The organism is Nonomuraea sp. NPDC050783 (assembly GCF_040802095.1).
In the GTDB taxonomy this organism is placed as follows: domain Bacteria; phylum Actinomycetota; class Actinomycetes; order Streptosporangiales; family Streptosporangiaceae; genus Nonomuraea.
Map to the genome: position 1 here is coordinate 23,084 of NZ_JBFAHK010000029.1, position 17,003 is coordinate 40,086.

13 protein-coding genes and 3 pseudogenes are annotated in these 17,003 nt (G+C 69.1%); 8 read left to right on the forward strand and 8 right to left on the reverse strand.

Translation table 11 applies throughout. The features are described 5' to 3' along the window. Positions 1 to 17: 17 nt before the first annotated feature. From AB0H75_RS43855 to AB0H75_RS43870, 4 genes and pseudogenes are all read left to right on the forward strand, one after another. Positions 18 to 2,060 carry a beta-galactosidase gene (locus AB0H75_RS43855; RefSeq protein WP_367806766.1) on the forward strand — a complete coding sequence of 681 codons (2,043 nt, stop codon included), beginning with the start codon at positions 18 to 20 and terminating at the stop codon, positions 2,058 to 2,060. Positions 2,061 to 2,092: 32 nt separating this feature from the next. Continuing rightward, positions 2,093 to 3,589 (forward strand): annotated as a pseudogene (locus tag AB0H75_RS43860) (alpha-N-arabinofuranosidase). A gap of 112 nt (positions 3,590 to 3,701) precedes the next feature. Next, a pseudogene (locus AB0H75_RS43865) lies at positions 3,702 to 5,318 on the forward strand (alpha-L-fucosidase); the annotation flags it as partial. A gap of 35 nt (positions 5,319 to 5,353) precedes the next feature. Further along, entirely contained in the window at positions 5,354 to 5,593 is a 240-nt protein-coding gene (locus AB0H75_RS43870) for an RICIN domain-containing protein (protein WP_367806768.1), read from the forward strand. A gap of 1,173 nt (positions 5,594 to 6,766) precedes the next feature. Here the strand turns inward: AB0H75_RS43870 and AB0H75_RS43875 are convergent. Further along, on the reverse strand, positions 6,767 to 7,285 hold the full coding sequence (locus tag AB0H75_RS43875; protein ID WP_367806770.1) for a hypothetical protein: 519 nt from the start codon (positions 7,283 to 7,285) through the stop codon (positions 6,767 to 6,769). A gap of 532 nt (positions 7,286 to 7,817) precedes the next feature. On the opposite strand from AB0H75_RS43875, the gene AB0H75_RS43880 reads away from it, so the two are divergent. The 4 genes and pseudogenes from AB0H75_RS43880 to AB0H75_RS43895 form a co-directional block, all read left to right on the forward strand. Further along, complete coding sequence (locus AB0H75_RS43880) at positions 7,818 to 9,329, forward strand: hypothetical protein (RefSeq protein ID WP_367806772.1); 1,512 nt, start codon at positions 7,818 to 7,820, stop codon at positions 9,327 to 9,329. 724 nt (positions 9,330 to 10,053) lie between these two features. Next, complete coding sequence (locus tag AB0H75_RS43885; protein ID WP_367806774.1) at positions 10,054 to 10,947, forward strand: DUF6192 family protein; 894 nt, start codon at positions 10,054 to 10,056, stop codon at positions 10,945 to 10,947. 4 nt (positions 10,948 to 10,951) lie between these two features. Beyond that, complete coding sequence (locus tag AB0H75_RS43890; RefSeq protein ID WP_367806776.1) at positions 10,952 to 11,368, forward strand: hypothetical protein; 417 nt, start codon at positions 10,952 to 10,954, stop codon at positions 11,366 to 11,368. A 4-nt stretch (positions 11,369 to 11,372) separates the two neighbouring features. After that, positions 11,373 to 11,840, forward strand: a pseudogene (locus AB0H75_RS43895) (IS5 family transposase); the annotation flags it as partial. A 182-nt stretch (positions 11,841 to 12,022) separates the two neighbouring features. Here the strand turns inward: AB0H75_RS43895 and AB0H75_RS43900 are convergent. The 7 genes from AB0H75_RS43900 to AB0H75_RS43930 form a co-directional block, all read right to left on the reverse strand. After that, complete coding sequence (locus AB0H75_RS43900) at positions 12,023 to 12,292, reverse strand: hypothetical protein (RefSeq protein WP_367806862.1); 270 nt, start codon at positions 12,290 to 12,292, stop codon at positions 12,023 to 12,025. Between the two features lie 317 nt (positions 12,293 to 12,609). After that, positions 12,610 to 13,440, reverse strand: a complete 831-nt coding sequence (locus AB0H75_RS43905) for an SAM-dependent methyltransferase (RefSeq protein WP_367806778.1) — start codon at positions 13,438 to 13,440, stop codon at positions 12,610 to 12,612. A gap of 26 nt (positions 13,441 to 13,466) precedes the next feature. After that, a complete protein-coding gene (locus tag AB0H75_RS43910) occupies positions 13,467 to 13,805 on the reverse strand; it encodes a hypothetical protein (protein WP_367806860.1) in 339 nt (112 codons plus the stop codon). Positions 13,806 to 13,924: 119 nt separating this feature from the next. After that, the gene (locus AB0H75_RS43915) at positions 13,925 to 14,386 is read right to left on the reverse strand and encodes a hypothetical protein (protein ID WP_367806780.1); all 462 of its coding nucleotides are present in this window, start codon (positions 14,384 to 14,386) and stop codon (positions 13,925 to 13,927) included. A gap of 71 nt (positions 14,387 to 14,457) precedes the next feature. Further along, a complete protein-coding gene (locus AB0H75_RS43920) occupies positions 14,458 to 15,432 on the reverse strand; it encodes a tyrosine-type recombinase/integrase (RefSeq protein ID WP_367806782.1) in 975 nt (324 codons plus the stop codon). A gap of 70 nt (positions 15,433 to 15,502) precedes the next feature. Continuing rightward, positions 15,503 to 15,688: a hypothetical protein gene (locus tag AB0H75_RS43925; RefSeq protein WP_367806784.1), complete on the reverse strand. Its 186-nt coding sequence runs from the start codon at positions 15,686 to 15,688 to the stop codon at positions 15,503 to 15,505. 490 nt (positions 15,689 to 16,178) lie between these two features. Further along, a complete protein-coding gene (locus tag AB0H75_RS43930) occupies positions 16,179 to 16,964 on the reverse strand; it encodes a TetR/AcrR family transcriptional regulator (protein WP_367806786.1) in 786 nt (261 codons plus the stop codon). Positions 16,965 to 17,003: the final 39 nt, after the last annotated feature.

The following is a 17,003-nucleotide window of genomic DNA, read 5'->3' on the forward strand; positions in this document are numbered from 1 at the left end:
GAGAACAGGAGCCATTTGTGACAGTTGACCCCACCCCCCGGTGGCTGCGCTGGCCGTCGGACCCCGCACGCCCCCGGCTGGCGTACGGCGCTGACTACAACCCCGAGCAGTGGCCGCGCGAGGTCTGGGACGAGGACATGCGCGCGATGCGGGCGGCCGGGGTGAACATCGTCTCTCTCGCGATCTTCTCCTGGGCGCGGATCCAGCCGAGCGCGGACGTGTGGGACTTCGCCTGGCTGGACGAGGCGATGGGCCTGCTGCACGCCCACGGCATCGCGGTCGATCTGGCCACGGCGACGGCCTCGCCGCCACCGTGGCTGACCGCCGCGTACCCGGAGATCCTGCCCGTCGACCAGGAAGGGCGCACGCTGTGGCCCGGCGGGCGCCAGCACTGGCGCCCCACCTCACCGATCTTCCGCGAGCACGCGCTGCGCCTGACCCGCGCCATGGCCGAGCGGTACGGCCGCCACCCGGCGCTGGCCGCCTGGCACGTCAGCAACGAGCTGGGCTGCCACAACATCTACGACTACTCCGACGACGCCGCTGCCGCCTTCCGCGACTGGCTGCGCACCCGGTACGGAACGCTGGAGGAGCTGAACCGCGCCTGGGCCACCACGTTCTGGTCCCAGCACTACAGCGACTGGTCGCAGATCCTGCCGCCGCGCCTGGCCGCCACCTACCTCAACCCCACCCAGCAGCTCGACTTCAAGCGCTTCTCCTCCGACGCGCTCAAGGACCATCTGCGCGCCGAACGCGACCTGCTGCGCGAGCTGACGCCCGGCGTCCCGGTCACCACCAACTTCATGATCATGGGTGAGACCAAGGGCATGAACTTCGCCGACTGGGCGGCCGAGGTCGACTTCGTCTCCAACGACCACTACGTGGACAGCGGCCCGCAGGCCCGGGATGAGCTGTCGTTCTCGGCCAACCTCACCGGCTCCCTGGCCGGCGGCAGGCCCTGGTACCTGATGGAGCACTCCACCAGCGCCGTCAACTGGCAGCCCGTCAACCTCGCCAAACGGTCCGGCGCGCTGGCCCGCGACTCCCTCACCCACGTCGCCTACGGCGCCGACGCCGTCTGCTTCTTCCAGTGGCGGCAGTCGGCGGGCGGTGCGGAGAAGTACCACTCGGCGATGGTGCCGCACGCCGGCGAGGACAGCGAGGTGTTCCGGGCGGTCGCCGATCTCGGCGCGACGCTCGCCGCGCTCGCGCCGATCGCGGGCACCCGGCGCAAGCCCGCCCCCGTGGCGATCGTCTTCGACTGGGAGTCGTGGTGGGCCAGCGAGCTCGACTCCCACCCCACCTCACGGCTGCGTTACCGGCAGGAGGCCCTTGACTGGTACAGCGCGCTCCTCGATGCGGGGATCCGCGCCGACGTCGTCGGCCTGGACGCCGACTTCACCGGTTACCGACTGCTCGTGGCGCCTGTCCTGCACGTCGTGCCCGACCGGCTCGCCAAGCGGCTGGAGGACTACGTGGCGGCCGGCGGTCACCTGGTCACCACCTACTTCTCCGGCATCGTGGACGAGAACGTCCATGTCCGGCTCGGCGGGTACCCGGGGGCGCTGCGCGACCTGCTCGGCATCCGCATCGAGGAGTTCGGCCCCTTGCTGGACGGCGACGCGGTGGACCTCGACCTCGGTGTCACCGGCACCGTGTGGACCGACCGGATCGACGTGACCGGCTCCGCGGTCGAGGTGGTGTCCACCTACAAGACCGGCGATCATGCCGGGCGTCCCGCCGTCACGCTGCGCCACGCCGGTGCGGGCTCAGCCGCCTACGTCTCCACCCGGCTCGGCCCCGACGGTCTGGCCGTGCTCCTCCCTGACCTGCTGGAGACCTCCGGCGTCGGCTCCGACCTGCCGCCCGAGCTCCGCGGCCTGGTCGACCAGGCCGTACGCACCGACGGGACGCACGACTACTGGTTCCTGATCAACCGCACCGACGACCACATCGATCTGTCCGCGCTCTCCGGCCGGCCCCTCCATGGCCCTTCTCTGGCTCCGGACGCGTCCGTCGCCCCGCGCCAGGTCCGCGTCCTCCGATACGCCGCATCTTGACCGTAAGCCCGCCCTGATCCCTGGAGTGCAACGTGCACACGGCGCCCCTCACCCTCGATCCCGCCCTGCGCGTGGCCTCCGTCCGGCGGCGCACCTTCGGCACTTCGTCGAACACCTCGGCCGCTGCGTCTACACCGGCATCTACGAGCCCGGCCATCCCACAGCGGACGCGGAAGGGTTCCGCGGCGACGTGCTCGGGCTCACCCGGGAGCTCGGCGTGACCGCCGTGCGCTACCCCGGCGGGAACTTCGTCTCCGGCTACCGCTGGGAGGACGGCGTCGGCCCGCGCGAACGCCGCCCCCGCAGGCTCGACCTGGCCTGGCGCACCACCGAAACCAACGAGGTCGGGCTCGACGAGTTCGTCCGGTGGAGCCGCGCGGCCGACCTGGAGCCGATCATGGCGGTCAACCTCGGCACCCGCGGCATCCAGGAGGCGGTGGACCTGCTCGAATACTGCAACATCCCGTCCGGCACCGCCCTGTCGGACCTGCGGATCGCCAACGGCGCCAAGGAGCCGCACGACATCCGCATGTGGTGCCTGGGCAACGAGATGGACGGACCCTGGCAGATCGGGCACAAGACCGCCCGCGAGTACGGCCGCCTCGCCGCCGAGACCGCACGGGCCATGCGCATGGTCGACCCCGGTCTCGACCTGGTGGCCTGCGGCAGTTCCAACTCCTCGATGTCCCACCTTCGGGGCCTGGGAGACGACCGTCCTGGAGGAGACCTACGACCTGGTCGACCACATCTCCTGCCACGCCTACTACGAGGAGAAGGACGGCGACCTCGGCACGTTCCTGGCCTGCGCGACCGACATGGAGCACTTCATCTCCACCGTCGTCGCCACGGCCGACCAGGTGGGGGCCAGGCTCGGCTCCCGCAAGACGATCTCCATCTCCTTCGACGAGTGGAACATCTGGTACGCGAGTCGCTGGGAGGCGTCCGCCCCCCTCCAGGGCTGGCCGATCGCACCGCGACTCATCGAAGACCAGTACCATCTCGCCGACGCCGTGGCCTTCGGCGGTCTGCTCATCACGCTGCTGCGTCACAGCGACCGGGTCGCCGCGGCCTGCCTGGCGCAGCTCGTGAACGTGATCGCGCCCATCATGACCGAGCCGGACGGCCGGGCGTGGCGGCAGGCGATCTCCCACCCGTTCGCGCAGGCGGCACGGCATGCCAAGGGTGACGTCATACGGGTCGAGCCGGTGTGCCCGGCCTACGAGACGGCCGAGTTCGGCGAGGTGCCCGTGCTGCACGCGGTCGCGACCCGCGACGAGGCGGACACGACGCTGTTCGTGGTGAACAGGTCGGTGCACGAGCCGGTGGAGCTGGAGCTCGACGCGCGGGCGCTCGGGCCCGCGCGGATCGCCGAGGCGACCACGCTCACGCACCAGGACGTCTACGCCCGCAACACCGCCGACGACCCCGATCAGGTCGCCCCCCGCCCCAACACGAACCACCGCAGCGATCCGCTCCGGATCGTGCTGCCCCCGGTCTCCTGGAACGTGATCAGGCTGACGAGGGCATGACCGGCGAAACGCCTGCCTGCATTTCCAAGACGGCACTCCTGATCATCTGCGTGTCGTGTCTCCGCAACGGAGACGATGACGAGACGTCCCATCCCCCTGTTGTGAGGTCCTTATGTCGTCATTTTCGCCGGGGCCGCAAAGCTACACCCCGAGCTGGCCGTCGGTCGACCTGCATCCTCCAGCCCCGGAGTGGTTCCAGGACGCCAAGTTCGGCATCTACTTCCACTGGGGGGTGTTCACCGTTCCGGCCTTCGGCACGGAGTGGTATCCCCGCAACATGTACAACAGCGGCTGTGATGAGAACAATCACCACAAGGAGGTCTATGGCGATCCCGCGGCGTGGCCGTACCACAACTTCATCCATGGTGCTCATGACAAGGCCGGCAACTGGGTCGAGTTCGCGCCGAGGCTGAAGTCGGCCGGGGGGAACTTCGACCCCGACGAATGGGCTCAGCTGTTCGTCGACGCCGGAGCCCGCTTCGCCGGGCCGGTGGCCGAGCACCACGATGGATACTCCATGTGGGACAGCCGGGTCAACGAGTGGAACTCGGTCGCGACCGGGCCGGGGCTCGACCTGATGCGGTTGCACGCCGACGCCATCCGGGCCAAGGGCCTGAAACTCCTGGCAGCCCTGCACCACGCCTACAACTTCACCGGCTTCTACGAATGGGCGCCCGCACAGTCCTCGGCCTCATTGAAGAAGCTGTACGGCCAGCTTGACCCGGATGCCGAGTTTCAGCTGTGGTTCGACAAGCTCAAGGAGGTCATTGACGGCTACCAGCCGGACATCATCTGGCAGGACTTCGACCTCAAGCGGGTCCCTGAGGCCCAACGTCTCGATTTCCTGGCGTACTACTACAACCAGGCGGTCGCCTGGGACAAGGAGGTGGTCGTCACCTACAAGGACGGGTTCACCACCGAGGGCGAGGTCTTCGACTTCGAGCGCGGCGGGCCGGCGATCATCCAGACGCCCTACTGGCTGACCGACGACAGCATCTCCAGCTCCAGCTGGTCCTACACGGTCGGGATCGGCTACTACTCGCTCAGCACCATGCTGCACGCCCTGATCGACCGGGTCAGCAAGAACGGCACCATGCTCTTGAACATCGCCCCGACGGCCGACGGCACCATCCCCGACGGACAGCGGTCGATCCTTCTGGGCATCGGTGACTACCTCAAGCGCTTCGGCGAGTCCGTCTACGACACCCGGGCCTGGGAGACCTACGGGGAAGGCCCCACCCACATGGGCGGCGGCGACTTCGTCGAGCCCCGGGCAGGAACCAAAACCGACATCCGTTTCACCCGTAGCAAGGACAAGACCGTGCTGTACGCCACCGTGCTCGGCTGGCCGGGGAGCACGCTGCACATCACGACGCTGGCCGCCGACCGGATCAGCCTGGACAACCTGGCCTCGGTGCAGTTGCTCGGCCCCTCCACCGGCCAATACATCACCTTGCCCGGCCATAGCCAGGACGGTTCGGGCCTGCACATCACGATGCCGTCGTCCGATGCCCCGTTCAGCGCCCCGGCCTACCCGGTCAAGCTGACCTTCAACGGCGAGATCCCCGCACTGAGTGCGATCCCCGTCCCGTCCGGCTGGGTACAGATCACGAACGTCGCCACCGGGCTCGTCCTGGGCAGCGGTGGGAACGTCGTTCCCGGCTCCGCGCTCAAGCAGTGGAACTGGGACGGCAGCCCGAACCTGCAGTGGCGATCGGAGGACTTGGGGGCGGGTGGTTCCGTCTGGTCAACCGCGCCAACGGCATGGTCGCCGACAGCTGGGGGGACTTGGCCAACGGCGTCCACTGCAAGCTGGCCGCCTGGAACGGCGGCGACAACCAGCAGTGGCGGTTCAACGACGCCGGAAACGGCCGCTACCAGATCATCAATCGCGGCACCGGCACTGCCTTGGACAGCGGCGGCGACACCACCATCGGCTCCAAGGTGAAGCTCTGGAGGCTCGATTGGAGTCCTAACCTGCAGTGGAACATCACCGCGCTCTGACCCACGCGCTGGCGGGTGCACCTCCACGCTGAAGGATGTCGTGGCCAAGGCCACCACCCTTGTCCGTCACCGGGTCGGGGAAACCAGTGGCTCTGTACAACGGACCTGCCGGTCTCTCCGACCGCCCGGCATGGGCAAGCGCCGGCCTGGCTGCACCGCGACGTGGCCGGGACCACGTCCACAGCCTCGGCTACCGCCACATCTCGTCGCCCACAACTCGGCGGCGACCTGACCCAGGCCGCCGCCGAGCACGAGTCCCTACGGCTACACCGCCCGAGGGAGGTCTCGAAGGGATGAGGGAGATGGTCACCATCACGAACAGCTCCGGTGAACGCATGGCGGACCACCCGTCTGGCCCACTGCTCCGACGCTGGGGACCTGCGGCTGCCGGTGAGGAACTCGCCCGCCTCCTCCTGCCGCCGGATGCGGCCTTGCCGGCACCGCCTGCCCAGGCCGGCGTATGGGACACGATCAGGCAGCACCGCGGCCAGGCTCTGCAGGCCTCCGTGGAAGCCGAGGCCGAAGTAGGTACACCATGGCCGCAACCTCTGGCCTCCCCGTATGCCCGCTTCTTCCACGACGGCGACCGCACCGACTACGAAGCCCGGGGGTTCGCCCCTCAGAACCGCCTGACCCGAGCCGTGCTCATGGCGACGGTGACGGAAGACGACACGTGGCTGAACGAGGTTGCCGACGGCATGGTTCAACCGTGCGAGCAGAGCTCCTGGTGCTGGCCGGCCCACGAGGAATCATGCCGGGTGAGCGGGCCTGTCCTCCCCGACATGGCGGAGCCGTGTCGGGATCTCGGGGCCGCCGACGTCGCCGCTCAGCTCTCCTGGGTCGATCAGCTCCTCGGCCCCTGGTTGGACAGACGGTTCCCCGGGCTGCGCGAGCGAGTGCGCTCGGAGACTCACACGCGAGTCCTCGGCCCTTACGCGCGGCGGCGTGACTGGCATCGGCTGGAGAATCGCTCACCACCGACTTGCCTCGCCGGCACATCTACTGCTCGGTGAAGCGCTACCGCTATCGCGGTGACAACATCGCGACTCCATGGACTCCGATACCGGTAGCCCCTTGGGCGGCTGACCAGCGGGCAAGGTACGTGGAGCGCCCGGCGTGTGGAGACGCGCACGCCGGGCGCGGCGGGCCGGCCGGGGAAACCACCGGGAGCAATCACGGCAGGGCGCCTCGGTCCGACCCGACACAGCACTCCGGGCTCGCCGTAGGAGTGAGTATCACTCTCACCCGCTCCGGCAGGGCGATGCCGCCACGCTCCAGCGCGGTGCGCACCATCTGGCCGATGCGTGCGCAGGACATCACCCGATCACGTGGCGACTGCCTGGATACGGGCACGGCCAGCAACGGACCGGACAGCAGCACGACAGGCCGGCCCACCCGCTCGACCCGCAGCGTGAGATACGCGCGCAAAGCGGCCGACAGATCGGCGCCGAGTTCCTGGAAGGGATGCGGCCGGGGCGGCTGCTCACCGGTCCACAAGGTCAACGGCCCCTCGCTCCGGTCGCGCCCCAGCAGATTCCGCACCTGGCCGGCGGGGTTGGCTCGGCATGCCCCTTGCTCGATCATGAACGTGTACCACGATGACACCACACTCAGATGCTGGACGGCGGAGGCGGCCGGCTGGTCAGGAGCCCACCGGTAGCTGTGCCGGTCCAGCCGCAGCCGCAGCCGCAACCACAGGATGATCGCCCTCACCCTGACCAACGACGACCGGGGTCAATGAAGATACGTGGAAGCCGATCAAGCGGTTCGGAAAGCACCTCTTGAACCGCCCTGATGACGGCTCGGCTTGCACATCCCGGCCGCGTACCACCTCATTCGCCGAACATCCACCTCACTGCTGTCGCCGGTCAATCAAGTTGGAGGCACGTCCGTGGCGGTCCCTCGCCGTACCACTCGGCAAGAGCGCACGCGTCGCTGTGGCCGAGAATGTCGAAGAAACCACAGCCCAGATCCGGTTTGGCGGCCCATCGCATAGTTCTCAACGGCGCCCTTCTTCCGCGGACTGTATCAGGGCGCGCTCACCGGCCTCAGAGATAGGGCGGGGCGTCCTGACACAGCCGACCAGAGCGAGGCGACGACGGATTGGGCGCGATCTTCGTAACAGAGGAGACCCGGGTCCAGGCGAGCCCTGGGGGAGGTCTTCGCCCCCGCTGCCGCCGGCCGAGCTTCCCCGCCACCCCGATGACAAGAAGAGGAGCTGATCATGAAAATCTCCCGGTACTCGGTCGGCCACGAGGTCGCCGCCCTGCCACAGCCCGTGCCGCCGGCACAGCTGACCGCCCAGATCGTCGCCGCCCGGATCGAGGACAGCTTCGTCCAGGCCGTGAATGTCGACACCACCAGGGTGGCGGACGCGACCGAGGCGGAACTCCTCGCGCTGCGCTGGCTGCTCGCCGACAACTCCTGCTATGCCGGGATGGCCGGTAAGACGTACCACCAGATCGTGACGTTCGGGGAGGGACGTCACGGCCAGGTCGTCTTCCGCTACACCGCCGCCGCGCAGGGCGGCATGAACGTCGACGGCACCGCCGTCTTCCTGGGCCGTGGCCTGCCTTACGGCGCCGCGACCGCCGACGCCGCGACCCTCAAACAGGAGCTCGGCGGGACCTACGGCGTCCGGTTCAGCGGCAACTGGACGGACGTCGAGCTGACCAAGGTCAAGTGCGCGCTGAGCCTGGTGCCCGAGGCGGACCGTGAGGCCGTGCGCGGCGTCGAGTTCGCCCGCGTCGCGGGGCTGTCGGGCGACGGGCACAACGGCTACACGCTGGCGCTGTTCGAGCACACTTTCGCCGCGCACATCGCCTCGACGGGCACGGTCAAGGTGGCGACCGCGGCCTTCGACAAGGACGCCCGCGGCTTCGTCGGCACCTATGAGCGGCGCCTGCCGCCGAGCGTACGCGTCCTGCTGCACGAGATCGGCCACGCGGTCGAAAGCGCGCCCCACCGCATCGACGCCTGGCGGAACACGACGGTGACCGTGAACGGCCTGCACCCCGGCACCGTCCAGGACCACACGCCGGTGACGCAGGACGTGCTCGACGAGGCCCTGCGGCTGCACCACCGCGACTTCAGCGAGCTGAACAAGCTCAGCCTGCTCGCCTCCGGCACCTACAACGCCGCCCTGCACAAGGAGCCCGAGGTCAAGAAGCTGATCGCCGACTGCGCGGCCCGCAAGGGCAAGCTGGCCGTCCTGGCCGGCCAGGTCACCGCGATGCTCGACGACCCCGGCAAGGGCGATATCGCGGCGAAGACCGTCAAGGACATCCAGGCGGACTTCAGAGCCATCACCGACGCCTACACGTACGCGGCGAAGATGCTCTCCGGCGGACCCTACACCGACGACTCCTACCAGGAGCTCAAGCGCGACGCGGCGAACCTCAGCCAGGACGTCATCTGGCAGCCCTACCGTGAAGAGCTCCTTCGCTGGGCCGACGTCCGGCTCCGGCAGAACGCATGGGAGGCGCTTCACAAAACGTGGCAGGGCGGCCGCACGGGACGCGAGCAGAACTTCGTCAGGTACGTCAACCAGCAGAACATCGGCTACGACCTGACGAACTATTCGACAACCCACTGGCGCTCGATCGACAGGTTCGGCTATGAGCTGTACGCCGAGGCGTATTCGTACTGGCTGGTGCACCCTGACGCGCTCACCGCGCACCACGCCCAGCTCCTGCCGTACTTCACCAACGGCACCCACCGCATCAGCGCCACCTGACCCGCCACCGCCGCCACCGCCGCCACTGCCGCCGGGTGCTCCTTCCCGGCGGCAGTTCATCGCGGGCCTGTCCAGCGCTGACGGCTCTGGCCCACTTCCGGTGGTGACAGGACGGCTTCACCAGGGCGAATGTGCCTCGCGCCTTTGGAGAAGCCACCCCTGGGTGAGGGTCATCCGATCGCGTAGGCGTGGTGGATGGTCTGGCGGACGGTGTTGCCCACGGTGTCGGTGGACGTGGCGCGCAGGGAGACGAAGCCTGCCGTGCGCGGGTGGCCAACCGCGCCGTCCAGCCCGAGCCGCTGGCTTTGACCCGGATGTCGCGCCAGGTCACTCCGTCGTCGGCGGACATCTGCAGGCGTGCGGCGAGCAGGAGCATCGCGCGTTTCCACTCGGGCGTGGGACGCCGGTCCTCGCCTGCGGGGTCGTCATCATCGCCAAACTCCGGCAGAGCACCGCGGGCCTTGCGGGCCTTGCGCGAGAGCAATAGTCAAGACCTGTGGATCGTGAGTTCTTAGGCGGCTGTGGGGACGGGCGATCCTGATGGGCGTTCGATGAGTTTGCCGTTGGTGAGAAGGTGTCTTTGATCCCTGTTGATGATCGTTAGGAAACACAAAAGACCTTGTTTGCCAGGGATTGTCACTAGCCGTGATCAATAGGATGCTTAATGTTGGTGGTCCGCATCCCGCCGTTGTCCCGTACGTCGCGTGCGAGGGGAGAGCGGACCATGCCGACCATGATCGGTCACGTCAGCCAGGAGCGGTACGAACAGATCATCACTCGTGCCCGGGAGCTGATTGAGCTCCAGACCCGTTCCCAGTTCGAGCTCGGGGACCTGGCGCTGGAAATCGAGCCGATGCAGCCGCACGGCGGCGCGCACCCGGACCGGGGCGAGGCGCTGTTCGGCGTCTTGGAATCCCTGCAGCTGTTCGCCGACGATCTCGCGATTCCGGTGAAGACCCTGGAGACCTATCGCTGGGTGGCCTCCCGCTGGCCGGCTCAGCACCGCCGGCACAGGGTCCCGTACTACATTCACAAGACGTTGGCCTCGCTGCGCGATGATGAGGAGCGGTGGGAGCGCATCACCAAGCCGCCGCTGGACAGGCGCACCCAGACGCACCGGTGGACCGATACGGCCGCCAAGCAGGCCGTCGACCAGAAGTTCGCCGACACCACCTCGGTGCAGCAGAAGGTGGAGCGCATCCACGACCTGGCCCGCGACGAGCAGGTCGCCGCCGCCGTGGCGACCGATCTGCTGCGCCGCCCGGAGGTCGCCTTCAAGGCGATGACCGACACCACCGTCCGGCATCTGGTCAACCGTGCGCAGGTCGATCAGGCCCGGCAGGCCGGCGAGGCGGCCCGGGAGCGCACCCCGGCGCTGCCCCGGATCGAGCGCAGCCGTGACCTCATCGAACTGGTCGGCGCGTGCTCGGTGGTCGTGGCCGCGGTGGGCCGGGTGCTGCCGACGCTTCGCGGGCACGCCTTCACCGCCGAGGAGAAGGCCGTCGTGGCGCGCAATCTCGGCCGGGTGCGCGCGACCGCCGACTGGCTGGAGGCGGCCGTCGAGTCCGGCGACGTGAGCCTGGACGAGGGCCTGGCCCGGCTGCTGCGCGGCGAGTAGCGCCATGCCCTCCAGGGGCCTGGCCGCTAACGTCTGCGGCGACCAGGTTCGTCTCGCGCTGCTGGAGGCCCGCCCGGCCGGGCTGACCGCCCGGCAACTGGTCGGCGCCACCAAACTGAGTCTCTACCAGGTCCGCAAGGGCATCCTCTACATCCGGGAGGCCTCGGCGATGGCCCATTTGACCCCGCTGATCTGGACCTACGCCGATGGCTACCGCTTCTCTTCCCAACCCGATGACTGGATCGCATACGAGCGCTCGCGGATGCGCACCGAACTGACCCGGATCAGCCGCCTGCTCTGGGCGACGGTGGCACCGCACGCGGCCGCCCGGCCGGAGGAGGAGTGGGTCAACCTGGTGCTGGGCCAGCTCAACGTGGTGCAGGCGGCGCTGGGTCTGCTCAACAAGGCCGGGCGAGCGTGAGCCGATGCGTCCGCGCCGTTATCCGTCCGACACCGGCGATGAGGAGTGGGCGTTGATCGAGCCCCTCCTGCCGGTGCCCGCCTGCCGGACGCGCACCGGTGGGCGCCCGGAAAAGCACCACCGCCGCGACATTTTCGACGCGATCAGGTACGTGACCGACAACGCCTGCAAGTGGAGGGCCCTGCCAGCGGACTTTCCGCCTTATCAGACCGTGTTCGGCTTCTTCAGCCGGTGGACCCGGGCCGGGGTTTTCAACCGGGTCCGTGATGAGCTTCGCCGTGCCATCCGATTGCGAGCTGGGCGCTGCCCCAACCCGGTCGCGGGCGTCATCGACTCCCAGTCGGTGCGCGCCGCGGCCACCGTCACCGGGCGTTCGCGCTCCTATGACGCCGGGAAAAAGGTGGGAGGCAGGAAACGTCACCTGGTCGTGGACACGTTCGGCCTGCTCATGATGGTCATGGTCACGGCCGCCGGACAGCCCGACCGCATCCGCCACAGCGTCTTTTCGCGCAGCGGGATGTCGCGGCGGGACAGCAGCAGGTGGATGGTGGCCTTGGCGACCGCGCGGGTCTCGTCGGGACTTTCCTTGCGGCGTTCGGCCTCGGCTGGGACCGATGGGGCGGCCCAGTGCTTCTTGGCCTGGCACCAGGCGAGTCAGGAGGTGACGGCGGCGCGGTTGCGGTTCCAGGTCGCCGGCGCGCATCGGCCCCACAGCTCGGCGAGTGCGGCGCCGATCTCGGCGTCGGCGACCTCGGCCAGCGGCCGGTCACGGCCGAGCCGCTCGATGGTGCGGCCGATGGCCGAGGCGTAGGCGCGGTGGGTGTTCGGGTTGGCCGTGCGCGCGGCGGACAGGAAGGCGTTGGCCGCCGCGGCGAGGGTGGCGTCCCCGCCGCGCAGCGCGGCCACTTTCGGCGCGGCGTTCATGCCGGCCGCCCGGTGAGCTTGGTGCGCGGCGCGGCGCGGCGCTCGCTGAGATGTACCGGATAACGTGCCGGAGTCGCGCATCGCTCGGGCGAGGGGTTGTCCTAGTCGCCGCTCCACCGTGATCGCTCATGTACGTGATAATCGTCCATTCCATGTCGCGAGAATCTAAGAGCGTCTCGCTCCTGCGAGACGCTCCCGTCGGGGTGCTGCTGGGCTCGCAGTCAGGCGAACCGGTGACGCGGAGCGGATGACATGGGCCCAGCGCGGCTGCAGCGCTTCGATTCTGTACGCCCTTCGCTTGGGCCCACGGGGCCTTCTTAGCTGGCCAGGGGCGGTCCGAAGTCGAGTCGTGCCGGAGCGTCGAGGCGGGGGATGAGCAGGGTGCTGTGGGATTGGGCGCCGGGGTGGTCGAGCTTGGCCAGCGGCATGGTTTCCAGGTCGGTGCGGGCGGCGGTGCCGGAGGCGGTGTGGATGTAGTGCACTGGGTGCTCGGCCGGGTAGAAGCGCAGCAGGTGGTCGCGTAGCGCGGTGATCTGTGAGCTGACCGCGATGGTGGCGGCGGCGATGTCGGGGCCCTGCTTGATGCGCAGGACTGGCGCCTGGGGCAGCAGCAGGTTGGACTTGGTGTCGGGGACGATGGCCAGGTCGAGGAAGACTGAGGCTTCCCAGACCGAGAAACCGTAGAAGGGTTCGATGTTGAGGTCGGCCCAGATGCCGTCGAAGCAGGACACCGTTTTGGTGACGTGCACGCGCAGCCCGCGCTCGGGGGCTTGCTGCAGGAGCTGGTGGGCGGTGGAGGCGCCGCACATGACGCTGCCGTAGGTGGCGAAGGCCACGGGGGGCTCGGCGGCGGCCGCGCTCAGGATGAGGTCGGTCCATTGGCGGTAGGTGATGCTGCGGTCCTTGTCAGGACCGTAGTGCTGGGTGAGATCTTCCATCGTGGGCAGGCCGAAGTCGGGGGCGTGCAGCGGGGGGACGGCGAAGACGCGGGTGCAGCGTTTGAGGACGGCCAGCATTTCCAGGGTGAAGTCGTTGGGCAGTTGCATGCCGTACCCGACGAGGTAGATGTCGGCCTCGGGGACGCGCAGGTCCCACGGCACGGTGACGCTGGCCGCGAACGGGCGGACGGGTTGCGGGTCGCTGGTCATGCTGGTCTCCCTTACGAAGGTCTGGGTCAGGCTTGAGGCCAGGTGCGGGCGGGGCCCACGGTGACGGGCATGACGTCGGTGACGTCGATGGCGTAGCGGTACAGGCGCTTGGCGCGGTGGCTGTTGTCGGGGTCGAAGAAGCGCAAGGTGACGTCGAAGACCTCGCTTGCGGGGCGGGCGTGCGGGCTCGGCTCGACGTCGATGTGCTGCAGGGCCAGGCCGCGCCGCAACGCGTCGGACAGGACGTCGCGGGCCTGGACGGCGTTGGTGGCGGCGAAGTTCAGCGCCCGCTCGGGGCCGGTCGCGCCGCGGTTGCGCAGGTCGTGGTAGATGCGGGCGAGGAAGTCGGTCAGCGCGGCGGGCAGCCGGCCGCCGGCCGGGCCGGTGCGGGGGCCGGGGTGTGGGGACTATTTCCTCAGAGAACAACGCTAAGGATTTTCCGCACGTCAGCACGGGTGCGCTGAGCATGGCCCACGGAGCGTGGTTAGTGGAGGTCCTCGGTGATGGTCCAGCGATGGCCTCGCCCGATGCGTTGGACTTCTTGGCGTAGAGATCGGGCGCGTTCGCGGGCGTCGGGTCCGGCGATGCCGAGGGTGATCCGGTGGCCGGTGGCCTCGTAGTGGGTGCGGTGGTCTTCTCCGGCGGCGAGGCGGAGTGCGATGGTGAGCCGGGCGCGGAGCCGGATGCGTTTGCGGGGGTTCTGGTCGGGGTTGAGGCCTTCGATAACGATGTAGGAGAAGTGCGGCGCGAGTTGCTGGTCGGTTTGGGCGCGCGCGGTCTCGCGGGACAGTCGGTCGGCGTCGATGGTCTGACGGAGCCGGTCGCGTTCGGCGACGGGGATGGGGCGGCGTCCGAGCCAGTCGGGCCAGCCGTCAGGCCGGGTTGGCGACAGGGGTGGCACGGGGTCGGCGTCCTGTCCGGCTGGCGTGCTGCTGCCCTCGGCCACGTGGCTCCTTTGTCTCAGGTGGGATGCTTGTTGATCAGCTACATATCGCATGTGCTGGCGGTCTGGGCAGCTCAGCCGCTGGTCCTGGGGGCGAGCAGGCTGGTGACCTGGGCGATGGCGTCCGGTGAGGGCTTGAAGTAGCGGCGCAGGTTCTCCGGTTTCTTGTGCCGGGATTTGGCCATCAGCATCAGCAGGCTCGCGCCGGCCTCGCCCAGGTGGGTCAGCGCCGAGTGGCGAAATTCGTGCAGGTCCCAGCCCGTGCCGGGGCCGCCCAGCGCGGTGTGCTCGTCCAGCAGGGCGCGGGCTTGGCCGTAGGACAAGCGGGCCAGGCCGGTGTCGGGGCAGATGTCGCGGGAGCTGACGACCTTGCCGGGGCCGGGGCGGCGGTGGGTGACGAAGACCGGGCCGCGGGTGCGGCCTTTGAGCAGGCGGGGCAGCAGCCGGGCGGCGCCGGCGTCCCAGTAGACGGTCTCCAGCACGAAGTCCTCGCGGGCCTGGCCGCGGCGGCGGGTCTTGGCGCGGGCGCCTTTGGCCTTGACCTGTGCCTGGCGGGCGGTCAGGTCGAGGTCTTCGATGTTGAGGGTGAGGATTTCCTCGGCCCGGGCCGCGGTCTCATACAACAGGCGGTAGAGGGTCTTCTCGCGGACGCCGACGTCGCGGCGGGCGATCAGCCGGTCGATCGCGGTCCTGGAGCGGGCGGGGGTCTGGCTGTCGGGGGCGGCCAGCCGCCTGGCCCAGGCGGGCACGGCGGGTGCGGTGTGGCCGTGCTCGCGGCACCAGGCCAGCCACGACAGTACGGCGGCGCGGCGGGCGTTCCAGGTGTTGACCGCCGCGCCGCCCCACAGCGTCTCCAGGGCCTCGCCGATCTCGTCGTCGGCCACCGCCGCGAGCGGGCGGTGCTCGCCGAGCCGCAGCGCGGTCTTGCCGACGCCGGCGGCGTAGGCGCGCATGGTGTTGGGGTTGGCCACGGTGTCGAGGAAGACGTCGGCCGCGGCGCGGACCGTCAGGCCCTGCCCTGTCGGCAGCGGCGTCACCACGGCGGGCACGGCGTCCTCCTTGCCGCAGATAACAGGGCCGCTTCGCGTACGCCCGGCGGCAGGTCACCGCAGGTCGTGATCAGCGATGCCACAGATAATAGAGTGTTATCTGCAGGATCAGCCATCCCCGGACCTGGCCCTTGGGGCGGTCGAAACTCGTGCGTACGCTCAGACGGTCATTGGCCAGCTTCCCTCGGTGTCCAGAAACACCTACTTTTAGGGGTGCCACCGGAATACGGCGGAAACGGGCCGCGTGCTTGATCACCGTCACAAGGATCTTGGTGTTCAACCTGGTTGGTGACGGTTTCCCGGGTTCGGGTAGCTCGGCCTTCGGGAGGCTCGGGCGGGTCAGATGTGTGGGAGTGTGTCAGGCGTTGCTGGCAGTGTTGGGGGTGTCCAGTCCCACAGGGGACCGAGTGTGCGGGGCGCGAGGCGCGCCCACAGCGTCGAGGGAGTGAGCCGGAGGGCGAGAGCAGTCAGGGCGTGGGTGAACGGCCCGGCGTTGATCACTTGAAGGCCGGCCTGGTGGGCGTTGTGGGCGGTGGCCTGGGTGCGGGGGCGACGCTGGGCATCGTAGGCGTTCAGCGCCGCGGGTACGGGCGCGTTGTCGGCGAGGGTGGCGGTCAGGCCGACGGCGTCTTCGATCGATTGGCCGGCGCCTTGGCCGCGATCAGGGGGCGGGACAGCCGGGGCTCACGGCGGCGCGGCGCCGGTCGCCGGGCAGGTCTGGAGTGAGCGCTGTTCAGGTCCGTGCGCTAATCGTGTGTGATGTCCGGGTTCTGGATCAGGGCGCGGAACCCGGTCAACAATGCCTTGAGGCCTACTTCGAACTCGTCGTCGCTGCTGACCTCCGCGAGGGCGTCGGCGTGCTGCACGATCAGGGGCAAGACCGCGGCGTCTCGGGAGCGGAACAGCAGGCGCCGGTGACGGCTCTCTTCGGGATCTGACGAGTCCAGGCCGAGGTTGAAGTTCACCGAGCCGATGATGAAGGTGGCCAGCGACGATGCGGCGGCGTACGCGAGCCAGGGGCTGAAGCCGGCGCCGATGAACAGTTCGAGGGAGTATTGCACCCCGGCCAGCGAGTTGGGGCCGAGCCGTTCGGTCCCGCGAAGGAGCGAGGCCACGCCGGGGTGCCGGAGCAGGTGCTCGCGGAACAGGCGTGCGGACCACGCCGCCTTCTCGGCCCAGTCCGTGTCGCCGGGCGGAACCGAGCTCGCCACGCTGAGTGCCCGGTCGACTAGCAGGGTCACCAGTTCCTCGCGGTTGCGCACGTGGCGGTAGAGGGACGCCTGCGTGCAGCCGAGTTCCTCGGCGATGTTGCGCATGGTCAGCGCGGCCACCCCGCGCGTGTCGAGCAGGGCCATGGCCGTGTCGAGGACGGCATCGAGGGTCAGTGATCTGCGCCGCCGCCGCCGCGCGGGTTCGTTCTCCTGGGCAAGCCACCAGGCCGCCGTGCCCGGCCTCGGTTCCGCCCGCTGGTTCTTCCGCGGGTCATGCGGGGGCAGCTCGCCGGCCATGCCTGTCGTTGTGAGTTCGCGCACGGGACCACGATAAGGCCTAGGCGAACGCCGATCACTTAT

Excerpts from the sequence above, each read along its gene's own strand:
- AB0H75_RS43905 (WP_367806778.1), bottom strand. The coding sequence starts at position 13,440 with ATGACCAGCGACCCGCAACCCGTCCGCCCGTTCGCGGCCAGCGTCACC.
- AB0H75_RS43880 (WP_367806772.1), top strand. The coding sequence starts at position 7,818 with ATGAAAATCTCCCGGTACTCGGTCGGCCACGAGGTCGCCGCCCTGCCA.
- AB0H75_RS43870 (WP_367806768.1), top strand. The coding sequence starts at position 5,354 with ATGGTCGCCGACAGCTGGGGGGACTTGGCCAACGGCGTCCACTGCAAG.
- AB0H75_RS43900 (WP_367806862.1), bottom strand. The coding sequence starts at position 12,292 with ATGAACGCCGCGCCGAAAGTGGCCGCGCTGCGCGGCGGGGACGCCACC.
- AB0H75_RS43885 (WP_367806774.1), top strand. The coding sequence starts at position 10,054 with ATGCCGACCATGATCGGTCACGTCAGCCAGGAGCGGTACGAACAGATC.
- AB0H75_RS43890 (WP_367806776.1), top strand. The coding sequence starts at position 10,952 with ATGCCCTCCAGGGGCCTGGCCGCTAACGTCTGCGGCGACCAGGTTCGT.